Here is a 12,746-nt window from a genome sequence, read left to right as displayed (position 1 = left end):
CCCCTAGGCCCACCGGCCGACGCGGACCGTCCGACGCCGGCCGACGGGCGCGGACCGTGGGCCGCGGACGTACAGCCGTACGGTCGTCCCGTCCCGCGGGATGTCCTCCCGCAGGGTGAACTCCCTCCGCAGCACGGCGAGTTTGGCCCGCTCGGCGGGACTGCGGGGGCTCCAGTGCCCGGCGAGCAGGTCCGGGTCCGCCACGACCCACACCCGGTCCAGCCGCGCCAGCCTGCGCCGCACCTCGCGGGGCCCGGCCTCCCGCCCGTACAGGGTCCCCGACCCGGCCGCCCCCTCCACCAGCGCCACGTCCCGCACCCCCCGGAACGCCCGCGGATAGGCGAGGGCCACGTTCCGAACGCTCCCCGGCAGGAACACCACCGCGTCACCCGGCCTCACCTCCCGTGCCACCACCCCGGAAACGGCCCCGAAATCATCGGCCCGGCTGTCGGGATCACGGTCCGCGCGCAGGAGGGGGAGCTGGACGAGGAGGGCGAGGCAGACGGCGAGAACACCGGCCAGGGCACCGAAAGGGGCCTGCAGCAGGGGGCACCCTTCCGGCCTCCCGTCGCCGTGGGGGCAGTCGTTCCGCAGAGGGCGCCCCTTCAACCCGCCGTCACCGTGGGGGCAGTCGTTCCGCGGAGCGCAACGGGTGGGCGCGCGACGGCCCCCGAGCCGCAGGCGCCCCACGGCCCCGGCCACCCACTCCGCCCCGCCGGCCACCAGCAACGGCGCCCCGCTCAACGCGTACAGCACATACCGGTCCACATACAGCGGCGAGATCTGGGAAGCCGACATCAACACCACCGGCGGAACCACGGTCAACGGCAACGCCACCCCCGAAAGAGTGATGTCCCCCCGCCGCCCCACCAGCCCCGAGAGCCCCACCAGGGCAAGGACCAGGCACACCGCGTACACCCCGGTGGCCGGCCCCAGGAACCCCCGCAACAACCCTTCCGCCGAAGACGCCGTAGGCCTCCGAAGCCACGCCACCTGCGCCGCCTGCCCCCACGACACCACCACCATCGGCAGCAGCGACAGCACCACCCCGCCCGCCGCGCACCCCCAGCCCCGCCACACCCGCGCCCCTGCCCGAGCCAGCACGAGCGACCCCGCGTGGGCACACAGCAGCAGCACCGCGAACTCGTGCAGCCAGCAGGTGAGGGCGAGGACGGCGCCGTACGCCCACCAGGAACCCCCCTGCACCGCCCGTACGAGCAGCAGCGTCGCGCCCGTGGCTCCGGCGGCGACCAGGGCGTAGGAGCGGCCCTCCTGCGCATAGTGGCCGGCCATCGGCGCGACGGCGTACAGCAGCCCGGCCCACAGTCCGACGCGCGGCCGGGCGAGCCGGGTGCCGAGCGCCGCCACCAGCGCGGCCGTCACCGCCGCCGCGCCCACCGACGGCAGCCGCAGGGCGACCTCGCCGGGACGGACGGCGAGGACGGCGTGCACGAGCAGGTAGTACAGACCGTGCACGGCGTCCACCTCGTGCAGCAACTGCCAGATCTGCGGCGGCGTACGCCGCCCGACCTGGAAGCTGACGGCCTCGTCCCGCCACATCCCGCCCCGGTCGAGCCCCCAGAGCCCGGCCCCGAGCATCACGAGCGCGGGCACGCCTGCGGCGACCCGGCGGCGGATCCGCGCCCGGTGGCCGTTGGACGTGTGCCCCGCCCCACCGGCCGCTGCGACGGCTGTCGTTGCAGCCGCCTCGCGCGACTGCGCTTTCGCAGGAACCCCGACGTTCACCACGGCCCGATCTTTTGTGATTAGCCAACCTTTTAGCGGCCATGACGGCGTATCAGCAGGGATACACCATCCGTGCGGCTTAGGCTCCCATGTGATGAACCGTCTCCGTGTCACCCCCGGCCCGGTCCTCTCCGTCACCGCTCTCTGGCTCACCACGCGCGCCCTGATGCTGTGGCTCCTCGTCCATGACAACGACCCACTGCTCGGCGGGGGGTCGGTGGCACGTGAGGTGTGGCGGTTGTACTCCGGCTGGCGCGGCGTCCTGGCGCACGGCTCCCTCCCGGCGCACGACACGCTGTGGCAGTACCCGCCGGGCGCGGGCGTGGTGCTGCTGATGCCGGGGCTGCTGCCGTGGTTGACGTACTTCCAGGCGTTCGTGGTGCTCACACTGGCCATGGACGCGCTGGTGACGGCGGCACTGGCCCGCGCGGGCGCGCGTGCCGGGCGCAGTCTGCTCGGTGCGGCCCTGTGGACGGGCGGACTGCCGCTGCTGCTGCACGTCCCGCTCGCCCGGTACGACGTCCAGGTCACCGGCCTGGCCGTGCTCTCCCTGCTGGCGCTGGGCCGCTCCCCGCGCGCGGGCGGGGTGTGCGGGGCGCTGGGTGCGCTCGTGAAGGTGTGGCCGGCGCTGGTGCTGCTGGGCACGCCCCGGGGGCGGGTGACGCGGGGGGCGTGGGGGTGGGCGGTGGCCGCCGGGGCGGGCTGCCTCGGGGTTCTCGCCGTGTTGTTCGACCACCCGCTGTCCTTTCTGCGGCAGCAGGGCGGGCGCGGGGTGCAGATCGAGTCACTCGGCGGTACGGCGCTGAACCTCGCGCGGCACACCGGCTGGCCGGGCCGGACGCGCTACCGGTACGGCGCCGTCGAACTGGTCGGCCCTGCGGTGGACGCCGTCGCCACCGCCTCGCTGGCGCTGACGGCGGTCGCCTTCGCGCTGCTGGTGCTGTGGCGGGTGCGGGCGCGGCGCTGGAACGAGGCCACACCGTACGACGCGGCGCTGAGCGCGGTGCTGCTGTTCACGGTCACCAGCCGGGTGATCAGCCCGCAGTACATGATCTGGCTGCTCGGTCTGGCCGCCGTGTGCCTGACCTCAAGGCACACCAGTCAGCGGCCGGTCGCGGCGCTGGTCCTGGCGGCGACCGCGCTGAGCACCGTGGTGTACCCGATGTGCTACCACGAGGTGATCGGCGGCACCTGGACCGGCTGTGTGCTGATGCTGATCCGCAACGGCGTCCTGGCCGCCGCCGCCGTGCTGTCCTTCGTCCGGTTGTGGCGGGCCGCGGAGGCGGATGGAAAGAACCTGCGAACGACGCAACCCTGGCGCGATTCCGACCGTCTTCCCGACCGACTGCTAAGCAGCTCTTAACGGAATATTACCCTTCATTTCTACGCTCCCGGCCTGTGGATTCCATGCGACCCGACCCGCCCGACACACCCGACCGGCCCGATCCGCCCGTCGGCCCGGACCCCGCCGAGCCCGAGCCCGCCCCGCAGGTCGCTGTCGTCGTCATCGGCTACAACGACCGTGCGCACATCGCTGACGCCGTGCGTTCGGCACTCGCCCAGGGTCCGGCGGTCACCGAGGTCGTCGCCGTGGACGACTGCTCGACGGACGGCAGCGCCGAGCTGCTCGACCGGCTGGCCGCCGACGAGCCCCGGCTGCGCGTCGTGCGCCGGAGCGAGAACAGCGGCGGCTGCGGCAGCCCGCGCAACACCGGGGTCGACGCGGTGACGACGCCGTACGTGATGTTCCTGGACAGCGACGACGTACTGCCTCCCGGTGCGGTGGACGCGTTGCTGACGGCGGCCACGGGGGCGCACGCCGAGGTCGCGAGTGGGCTGTGCGTGCGCCGGGAGCTGCCCTCGGGGCGCGAACAGCCCTGGCAGGCACCCCTCTACACGGCGCACACCACCCTCGCGCGCCCCTCCCAGCGGCCGCGCCTGGTCCACGACACGCTGTGCGTCAACAAGCTGTACCGCACCGACTTCCTGCGGGAGCACGGCATCCGCTTCCCGGATGGCCGCTTCCTCTACGAGGACATCGTCTTCACCGCGCGCGTGCTGGCCGCCGGCCCCCGCATCGCGCTCGTACCGGAGCGCGTGTACGTGTGGCATGTGCGCCGCAACGCCGAGCGGCTGTCGCTCTCACTGGACCGGGAGCACATCGACAACTGGCAGGCGCGCGTGGAGGCGTGCGCGCAGGCGTACGACATCCTGTTGAGCGCCGGGCAGAAGGAGCTGGCGCGGGCGGCGCGGGCCAAGTTCCTCGACCACGAGGTGCGCATGTACACGCGCGAGCTGGGGTTGCGCGACGCGCACTACCAGCGCGCGTGGTGGGCGCACACACGGGAGCACCTCGCGCACTACGAAGCCCCCGACTGGGAGCTGAACCCGACGGCGCCCGGCCGGCTGCTCGCGCGGGTCGTCCTGGAGTCGCCCGAGCCGCGCGACCTGCCCCGGCTGCGCGAACTGGCCGCACGCCCGGCACGCCTCCTGCCGCCCTACGCCCGCACCGCCGACGGCGTCCCCGTCTGGTCCGCCGACCTTCCCCAGGTCACCCTCGCGCCGTTCCTGACCCGTCCGGTCGCCGGCCTCCCGCTCGCCCTCGACGCGGAACTGCGTCCACGCGCGCGTGCCTCGCTGCTGCGCCTGCGGCTGCACGAGCTGTACGGCAGAGTGGCCGAGGGGGGCCCGCGCGAGGTGGACGTGGAGTGGGTCTCGCGCGACGACGAGCGCACGCGGGGGCGCACGACGGTTCCGCTCGCGCCCTTGGGCACGGACAGCTGGTCGACGGAACTGCCCGTCGACCTGGCCGCGCTCGGTGCGGGCACCTGGGACCTGCGGCTGACCGTACGCTTCGCGGACGGCACGCAACGGGAGGTCACGGCGCACGCCCTGGCGGGCGCCGGCCGGCTGCGCCGGAGCGCCGTCCCGAGCGTCCGGCACGGCGTGCTCCTGGTGCAGCCGTACGCCACGCACTCCGGCGCCCTGGCCGTGCGCCTGGCGACCGGCGTGCGCGGAGTCGTACAGGTGCTGCGCGGCCGGCTCCGGCGGCTGCTGCGCTGAGCCGCCCGGTGCGTCACCGACGCGCCCGCTGCTTGACTGAGAGATGCCCACCTCCGCGCCACGCGGCGGAACGGGCCGAGTGACGAGGAGACGGCCGTAATGACCTGGCTGATCACCGGCGGTGCCGGATACATCGGGGCACACGTCGTACGGGCGATGACCGAGGCGGGCGAGCGCACGGTCGTCTACGACGACCTGTCCTCGGGCGTCGCAGAGCGCGTACCGGCACAGGTCCCCCTGGTACGGGGCTCCATCCTGGACGCGGACCGGGTGGCCCGCACGCTCGCCGAGCACGAGGTCAGCGGGGTCGTGCATCTGGCGGCCAAGAAGCAGGTGGGCGAGTCGGTGGAGCGCCCGCTGCACTACTACCGCGAGAACGTCGAGGGCCTGCGGGTCCTCCTGGAGGCGGTGACGGCCGCGGAGATCCCGTCCTTCGTCTTCTCCTCCTCGGCCGCCGTCTACGGCATGCCGGACGTCGACGTGGTGACGGAGGAGACCCCGTGCCGGCCGATGTCCCCCTACGGCGAGACGAAGCTGGCCGGCGAGTGGCTGGTCCGCGCGGCGGGCAGGTCGACCGGCATGTCGACCGCCTCCCTGCGCTACTTCAACGTGGCGGGCGCGGCCGGCCCCGAACTCGCCGACACCGGCGTGTCCAACCTGGTCCCCATGGTCTTCGAGAAGCTCACCGAGGGGGCGGCGCCGCGCATCTTCGGCGACGACTACCCGACCCCCGACGGCACCTGCGTCCGGGACTACATCCACGTGGTCGACCTGGCCGAGGCCCACGTCACCGTCGCCCGCGCCCTGGCCTCCTCCCCCGGCACCGACCTGACCCTCAACATCGGGCGCGGCGAGGGCGTCTCCGTCCGCGAGATGATCGACCGCATCAACGCGGTCACCGGCTACGACCGCCCGCCGACCGTCACCGCGCGCCGCCCCGGCGACCCCGCACGCGTCGTCGCCTCCGCCACCCGCATCGCCACCGAGCTGGGCTGGCAGGCCAAGTACGACGTCCAGGACATGATCACCTCAGCCTGGGAGGGCTGGGTGCACCACCACCCGGAGGCGGCACGGTCGTAGCCCGCACCGGTGATCGTTCCCGGGGTTCGGCAGAAGGGTTCTGCGTGCGGACGACCTGACGCGGCTCGCCGTACGACTTCTCAAGCGTCCCGCCTGCGGCTAGTACGTCGTTGCCGGCGCGGTTCTCCGCGCCCCCTGCGGGGCGCTCCCCCTCACAGCGCCTTCAGTGCCCCCGCCGTGGCCCGGGCCAGTTGTTGCAGGTAGCCCTTCGGCGGCTTCGGGGAGCGGATGACCACCGCGCGCCAGTACAGGGGGCCGGAGATCAGATCGAGCGCGAGGTCGGGGTCGAGCCCGGCCCGCACCTCGCCCCGCTCCTCGGCCGCGGCCACGATCTTGCTGGCCACGCCCTCCTGACCGTCCCGCAGGGCCTTCTGGAAGGCGTCGGCGATGTCGGGGTTGCGGGCCGCCTCCGCCTGCAGGTCGGGGATGATCTGCGAGGCGACGGGGTGGCGCAGGGCGCGGGAGGTGACCTCGTAGAGGAGGCGGAGGTCGCCCTCCAGGGAGCCCGTGTCGGGGGCGGGGAGGCCGAGGACCGCCATCGCCGACACCACGTCCAGGACGAGGTGCAGCTTCGAACGCCAGCGCCGGTACACCGCCGTCTTGCCGACACCCGCGCGCCGCGCGATCCCCTCGATGGACATGCGCGCGTATCCGACGGCCGCCAGTTCCTCGAAGACCGCCGCGCGGATGGCCTCGGTCACGTCCTCCCGGAGCACGGCGGCCCCGGCGGGGGTCCGGCGGCGCGTACGCGTCGGCGGCTCGTCGGCGTTCGTCGTCATGACGCACAGCATAGGCCGTTACGACGAAACGGTTGCGTTCCGACGTCGATTGGTTCTACGCTCACGTTGCGACGATACGGTCCCGTCCCGACGTAAGAGAACGTGAAGAGAAGCGTAAGGAAACACGCGAAGCGGAGGAAGCGCCGGACGACGGACCCACACGACGCGCCCCGGCCGGCGGCCGGACGCGCCACCCCTCCCCCCGAGCGAAAGCAGCGGATGTGAGCCAGGTCCTCGACACACCGCCCCCCACCCAGGCCCCGGCCGACGACGACCTCGCGGCACTGGCCGCCCGGCACGGCCTGTCGGTCAGCGGCGCCCGCCCCTCCCTGCCGGAGTACGTCCGCCAGCTGTGGGCCCGGCGCCACTTCATCACCGCCTTCGCCACCGCCAAACTCACCGCCCAGTACAGCCAGGCGAAACTCGGCCAGGTCTGGCAGGTCATGACCCCGCTGCTGAACGCGGCGGTCTACTACTTCATCTTCGGCGTGCTGATGGGCACCAAGCAGCACGTGCCGGACTACGTCCCGTTCCTGGTCACGGGCGTGTTCATCTGGACGTTCACGCAGAGCTCGATCATGGCGGGCACCCGCGCGATCTCCGGCAACCTCGGCCTGGTCCGCGCCCTGCACTTCCCGCGCGCCGCCCTGCCGATCTCCTTCTGCCTCCAGCAGCTGCAGCAGCTGCTGTTCTCGATGGCCGCGCTGATCGTCATCCTGCTCTGCTTCGGCGTGCCGGTCGCCGCCTCCTGGGCGCTGGCGCTCCCGGTCCTGGTCCTGCAGTTCGTCTTCAACACCGGCGTGTCCCTGGTCATGGCGCGGATGGGCGCCAAGACCCCGGACATCGCCCAGCTGATGCCGTTCATCCTGCGCACCTGGATGTACGTGTCCGGTGTGATGTGGAGCATCGACAAGCTCACCAAGAAGGACCACCTGCCGCACATCGTCACGATCCTGCTGGAGACCAACCCGGCCGCGGTCTACATCGACCTCATGCGGTTCGCGCTGATCGACAGCTTCCACGCCCGCCAGCTGCCCCCGCACGTGTGGGCCGCGGCCACCGGCTGGGCGCTGCTCGCCGGCATCGGCGGCTTCATCTACTTCTGGAAGGCTGAGGAGACGTACGGCCGTGGCTGAGCAGACCGAAGCAAGGATCCCCACCGTCATCGCCGAGAACGTCGACATCGTCTACCGGGTCAACGGCACCGGCTCAGGCCGCGGCACCGCCACCGCCGCCCTCAACCGCATCCTGCGCCGCAAGCAGGCCGAGAAGGCGGCGGGCGTGCGCCGGGTGCACGCGGTGAAGAAGGTGTCGTTCATCGCCTACAAGGGCGAGGCGATCGGCCTCATCGGCACCAACGGCTCCGGCAAGTCGACGCTCCTCAAGGCGGTCGCCGGACTGCTCCCCGTGGAGAACGGCCACATCTACACCCACGGCCAGCCCTCCCTGCTCGGCGTCAACGCGGCCCTGATGAACGACCTCACCGGCGAGCGCAACGTCCACCTCGGCGGACTCGCCATGGGCATGTCCCGGGAGCAGGTCAAGGAGCGCTACGAGGACATCGTCGACTTCTCCGGGATCAACGAGAAGGGCGACTTCATCACCCTGCCGATGCGCACGTACTCCTCCGGTATGGCGGCCCGGCTGCGGTTCTCCATCGCCGCCGCCAAGGACCACGACGTCCTGCTCATCGACGAGGCCCTGGCCACCGGCGACCGCAAGTTCCAGATGCGTTCCGAGGAGCGGATCCGTGAACTGCGCGAGAAGGCGGGCACGGTCTTCCTGGTCAGCCACAACAACAAGTCGATCCGCGACACCTGCGAGCGGGTCCTGTGGCTGGAGCGCGGCGAGCTGCGCATGGACGGACCGACGGAGGACGTCATGAAGGAGTACGAGGCCTTCACCGGTGACAAGGGCGACAAGAAGGCCGGTGCCGGCAAGGCGGCGTAAAAGTTAGCAGGAGGGAAACCGGGAGTCGCGGAACTTCCTCTTCCTCCCCGCACGTCTCTCACCCCGAGCACGGTCATCCCTTTCATCCGCTTAGTGACAGTATGTTATGAAGGGTGCCCCGAGCTGAACGAGCAGAAGGAGTTCACTGCGATGCCCCAACTCAGCGTCATCGTCTACGGACCGAACGCACAGGGGCATCTGACAGAGCTACTGGGCTCCCTGGAAGCCCACCCCCTCCCGGACGCCGAGGTCGTCGTCGCGGCGGTCGGCGACTGGGCGCGGGAGACGGCCGAGGGCCACGCCCCCGACACGGTCGTCGTACCGCTGCCCGAGGGCACCGGTGACGCGGCGGCCCGGGCCGCCGGCGCCGCCCGCGCGACCGGCCGCTGGCTGCACTTCGTGCACGCCAAGGACGGCCTGCCGGCCGGCGCCGCCCGGCTGATCGCCGAGCGCACCGCCGAACTGGACGCCGCCGGCACCGACGGCGCCGCCCCCGTGGACGTGCTCCTGGTCGACCACGTCACCACCACCTGGCAGACCGCCGCCACCCCCTCCCGCGACGGCCGCCTCCTCGCCGCCGTCGGCCGCGAGGGCCTGCCCCTGGACGAGTCCGCCGACCTGCTGCGCCTGACCCCGCTGCTCGGCAACCGCGCCGTGCGCGCGTCGTTCTGGCAGGCGCACGAGGAGCGGCTCACCACCCACGACGAACCGCACGCCGCGTACGCCACCCTGCTGCACGCCGGCCGCGTCGCCTGTCTGAACCAGGTGGCGTACGAGAACCGCGAACTGCGCCCCGAGAGCCTGCCGCCGCGCGCCCCCGAGGAGCGGTTCGCGCTGATCGAGCGCTACGAGTCGCTGCTCGCGCTCACCAAGGACCGCCGCGCCGCCCGCACGGTGCTCTACGACCTGATGATGCGCGACCTCGTGCGCACCTTCGCCGGTGAGAACCTCCCCGACGACGTGGCCCGGGAGTTCTTCCGCCGGGCCTCCCTCGCCGCGGTCCGCTGGCGCCCCGAGAACCACGAGCGCCCGGCGGGCGTGGAGGGCGTACGGCACGCGCTGCTGGAGGAGGGCGCGTACACGAAGTACCGCGCCTTCCAGGCCGCCAACCGGGCCCGCCGCGCCGCCAAGAAGGCCGTACGGACCCGTAAGAAGCAGGTCGGCGCCAAGCTCCGCGACCAGCAGTACCGGCGCGCCCTGAGCCGCCCCGTCGACCCGGACCTGGCCGTGTTCGCCGCCTACTGGGAGCGCGGAGTGGCCTGCAACCCGGCCGCGATCGCCGCGAAACTCCGCGAACTCGCCCCGCACATCCACCCCGTGTGGGTGGTGGCGAAGAGCAACGAGGCCCTGCTGCCGCCCGGCACCGACCATGTGATCCCCGGCACCCGCCGCTACTGGGAGACCCTGGCCACCGCCAAGTACCTCGTCAACAACGTCAACTTCCCCAACGCGGTGGTCAAGCGCCCCGACGCGATCCACCTCCAGACCCACCACGGCACCCCGCTCAAGCGCATGGGCCTGGACCAGATGGAGCACCCGGCCGCCGCCAAGGGCCTGGACTTCGACGCCCTGCTGGGCCGCATCGACAAGTGGGACTACAGCGTCAGCGCCAACAGCCACTCCACCCGCATGTGGGAGCGCGCCTACCCGGCCCGCTACACCTCGCTCGACCACGGCTACCCGCGCAACGACGTCTTCTACTCGGCCACCGCCGACGACGTCCGCGCCGCCCGCGCACGCCTCGGCATCCCGCGCGGCAGGACGGCCGTCCTGTACGCCCCGACCCACCGCGACTACGAGGCCGGCTTCACCCCGCGCCTGGACCTCGCGGCCCTCGCCGACCGGCTCGGCGACGACACGGTGCTCCTGGTCCGCGCCCACTACTTCTACGGCGGCGCGGCCTCCCCGCTCACCGGCCTGCGCCGCTCCGGCCGGATCATCGACGTCTCCTCCTACGACCCCGTCGAGGAGCTGTGCCTGGCCGCCGACGCGCTGGTCACGGACTACTCGTCGATCATGTTCGACTACGCCAACCTCGACCGCCCGATCGTCGTCTACGCCGACGACTGGGAGACCTACCGCACCACCCGAGGCGTCTACTTCGACCTGATGACCGACCACCCCGGCCAGGTCGCCCGCACCCAGGAGGAGCTGACGGAGATCTTCGCCTCCGGCGCCTGGCGCGACGAGAGCGCGGCCAAGGCGCGGGCCGCCTTCCGGCGCCGGTTCTGCGAGTACGACGACGGACACGCCGCCGAACGGGTCGTACGACGGGTGTTCCTGGGCGAGCCGGAGGAGTCACTGCCACCGGTGGTCCCGCTCGAGGAACGCACCCCCGCCCCGACCCCCGAGGAGGCCTCGGCATGACGACCACGACGACCACGACCCCCGACGTCACGGTCACCGTCATCGTCTACAACGACGCGGCGCGCCTGCCGCGGGCGGTGGCGTCCCTGCGCGCGCAGACGCACGCGAACATCGAGATCATCATCAGCGACGACCACTCCACGGACGACACACCGACGGTGGCGCGCCGGCTGGAGGCGCAGGACTCCCGCGTCCGCTACCTCCGCCTGCCCGAGAACAGCGGCGGCTGCAGCGCCCCGCGCAACCGGGCCATCGAGATCGCCCGGGCGCCGTATCTGATGTTCCTCGACAGCGACGACGAACTGCCGCCCCGCGCGGTCGAGTTGCTGCTCGCCGCACACCGCGAGCGCGAGGTGGACTTCGCCATGGGCGCGGTACGGCGGGTACGGGTGGACAACGGCCGCCGTACGACGTGGATGCCGCACCTGGTGGCGGAGCGCCGCACGGTGGAGGGCATCGAGGCGGACCCCCGCCTGCTCTTCGAGCACCTGTCGACGAGCAAGATGTACACCCGCTCCTTCCTGGACCGCCACGAACTCCGCTTCCCGGAGGGCATCCACTACGAGGACCAGCTGTTCTCGGCGCAGGCGTACTGCCTGGCGAAGGCGTTCACGATCATCCCGGACCCGGTGTACGTCTGGTACATCGACCCGTTCGCGGCGGCGGCGACGGCCTCCATCTCCAACCAGCGGCACAAGGTCACGAACGTCCGCGACCGCGTCCACGTCCAGCGCCTGATCGACGACTTCCTGGTGGAGAGCGGACACGCGGGTCTGCGCGAGGACAAGGACTTCAAGTTCCTCAAGCACGACTTCCGGATGTACGCGGGCGACCTGCCCTACCGGGACGAGGAGTGGCTGAACGCCTTCGCGGACATCGTGAACCCGTACCTGGACACGCTGTCCGACGGTGCGTTCGTCCGGTTGCCCCGCCCCGAGCGGGTGGTGCTGGAACTGGTGCGGGCGGGGCGCCTGACCGACGCCCAGCTCGCCGCGCGCGGCCTCGGCCACGGGGTGGCACCGCGCCTGATCACGACCGACGCGTCCGGAGTGCCGTACTGGGGGGACCGTGTCCCCTGCGACGACCGCGGTCGCCGCGAACTGGACGTGTCCGACATGGAGTTGGACACGCGTCCGTTCCCGAGCGCGCAGTTCCGCCACGAGATCGTCGAGCTGACGCCCGGGCGGGGCGCCTGCGTGACGCTCTCCGTCCGCACGTACGACCCCGGGCTGCGGCTGCCGGTCGGCCCGCAGCGCGCCGCCCTGCTCGTGTCGCCGGGCAACCGCCGTATGACGGTTCCCTTCCGCCTCGACCCGGTCAGCCCCGGCGTCTTCGAGGGCACGGTCCGCCTGGACCTGACCACGGCCTCGCTCCCACTGCAGGGCTTCGCGGGCGTACGCCACCCGCTGGTCCGCCTCCAGCAGCAGGGCCTGGCCAACACCGGCCTCCTGCTGGCACCCCTGGACTTCCCCGTCCTCCGGGCCCGCATCGACTACCGCTCCGGCGCGACCCCCCACGAGGTCACCGTCGAGCCGGAGGGCCGCACCCCCGGCCGCCTGCAGCTCCGCTGGACTCCCGTGGGGGTCACGGCCCGTGTGGTCCGACCGGTGGTGAAGCGGATGGCCGGACCCCGGGTCCGCAAGGCGGCGAAGCTGCTGTCCAGCGTGCTGAGGTAAGGGGCCGGTTGCGAAACGCCGTCGAGCTGGAGGGGCGTCGGCGACCGCGGGTCCGTGGTCGCCCACGCGCCGTTGAACCGACGGC

9 protein-coding genes are annotated in these 12,746 nt (G+C 72.4%); 7 read left to right on the top strand and 2 right to left on the bottom strand.

From position 1 onward, the window contains the following. Nucleotides 1-3: 3 nt before the first annotated feature. Complete coding sequence (locus ACWC94_RS29265; RefSeq protein WP_450800266.1) at nucleotides 4-1,599, bottom strand: glycosyltransferase family 39 protein; 1,596 nt, start codon at nucleotides 1,597-1,599, stop codon at nucleotides 4-6. 241 nt (nucleotides 1,600-1,840) lie between these two features. Between ACWC94_RS29265 and ACWC94_RS29260 the strand changes: the two genes are divergently transcribed. The 3 genes from ACWC94_RS29260 (at nucleotide 1,841) to galE (ending at nucleotide 5,889) form a co-directional block, all read left to right on the top strand. After that, on the top strand, nucleotides 1,841-3,109 hold the full coding sequence (locus tag ACWC94_RS29260; RefSeq protein ID WP_450800189.1) for a glycosyltransferase 87 family protein: 1,269 nt from the start codon (nucleotides 1,841-1,843) through the stop codon (nucleotides 3,107-3,109). A gap of 44 nt (nucleotides 3,110-3,153) precedes the next feature. Then, nucleotides 3,154-4,809, top strand: coding sequence for a glycosyltransferase family 2 protein (locus ACWC94_RS29255; protein WP_450800265.1), 1,656 nt, complete (start codon nucleotides 3,154-3,156; stop codon nucleotides 4,807-4,809). Between the two features lie 99 nt (nucleotides 4,810-4,908). Then, entirely contained in the window at nucleotides 4,909-5,889 is a 981-nt protein-coding gene (gene galE, locus ACWC94_RS29250) for a UDP-glucose 4-epimerase GalE (RefSeq protein ID WP_450800188.1), read from the top strand. 152 nt (nucleotides 5,890-6,041) lie between these two features. On the opposite strand, the gene ACWC94_RS29245 is transcribed toward galE, so the two are convergent. Next, a complete protein-coding gene (locus ACWC94_RS29245) occupies nucleotides 6,042-6,668 on the bottom strand; it encodes a TetR/AcrR family transcriptional regulator (protein WP_450800187.1) in 627 nt (208 codons plus the stop codon). 221 nt (nucleotides 6,669-6,889) lie between these two features. Here ACWC94_RS29245 and ACWC94_RS29240 point away from each other — a divergent pair, with 221 nt between their 5' ends. From ACWC94_RS29240 to ACWC94_RS29225, 4 genes are all read left to right on the top strand, one after another. Next, nucleotides 6,890-7,804: an ABC transporter permease gene (locus ACWC94_RS29240; RefSeq protein WP_450800186.1), complete on the top strand. Its 915-nt coding sequence runs from the start codon at nucleotides 6,890-6,892 to the stop codon at nucleotides 7,802-7,804. After that, complete coding sequence (locus ACWC94_RS29235) at nucleotides 7,797-8,618, top strand: ABC transporter ATP-binding protein (protein ID WP_450800185.1); 822 nt, start codon at nucleotides 7,797-7,799, stop codon at nucleotides 8,616-8,618. The genes ACWC94_RS29240 and ACWC94_RS29235 overlap by 8 nt, the downstream gene beginning before the upstream one ends. Nucleotides 8,619-8,768: 150 nt before the next feature. Beyond that, complete coding sequence (locus ACWC94_RS29230; RefSeq protein WP_450800184.1) at nucleotides 8,769-10,985, top strand: CDP-glycerol glycerophosphotransferase family protein; 2,217 nt, start codon at nucleotides 8,769-8,771, stop codon at nucleotides 10,983-10,985. Beyond that, on the top strand, nucleotides 10,982-12,661 hold the full coding sequence (locus ACWC94_RS29225) for a glycosyltransferase family 2 protein (protein ID WP_450800183.1): 1,680 nt from the start codon (nucleotides 10,982-10,984) through the stop codon (nucleotides 12,659-12,661). The genes ACWC94_RS29230 and ACWC94_RS29225 overlap by 4 nt, the downstream gene beginning before the upstream one ends. The last annotated feature ends 85 nt before the right edge of the window (nucleotides 12,662-12,746 follow it).

Source organism: Streptomyces sp. NPDC001135, from assembly GCF_053598395.1.
This window is presented reverse-complemented; position numbering and strand designations above follow the sequence as displayed.

What these genes read in the sequence shown, in the direction of transcription:
- ACWC94_RS29260 (WP_450800189.1), top strand. Translation starts at nt 1,841, where the DNA reads ATGAACCGTCTCCGTGTCACCCCCGGCCCGGTCCTCTCCGTCACCGCT.
- ACWC94_RS29265 (WP_450800266.1), bottom strand. Translation starts at nt 1,599, where the DNA reads ATGCTCGGGGCCGGGCTCTGGGGGCTCGACCGGGGCGGGATGTGGCGG.
- ACWC94_RS29255 (WP_450800265.1), top strand. Translation starts at nt 3,154, where the DNA reads ATGCGACCCGACCCGCCCGACACACCCGACCGGCCCGATCCGCCCGTC.
- ACWC94_RS29225 (WP_450800183.1), top strand. Translation starts at nt 10,982, where the DNA reads ATGACGACCACGACGACCACGACCCCCGACGTCACGGTCACCGTCATC.
- ACWC94_RS29245 (WP_450800187.1), bottom strand. Translation starts at nt 6,668, where the DNA reads ATGACGACGAACGCCGACGAGCCGCCGACGCGTACGCGCCGCCGGACC.
- ACWC94_RS29230 (WP_450800184.1), top strand. Translation starts at nt 8,769, where the DNA reads ATGCCCCAACTCAGCGTCATCGTCTACGGACCGAACGCACAGGGGCAT.
- galE (WP_450800188.1), top strand. Translation starts at nt 4,909, where the DNA reads ATGACCTGGCTGATCACCGGCGGTGCCGGATACATCGGGGCACACGTC.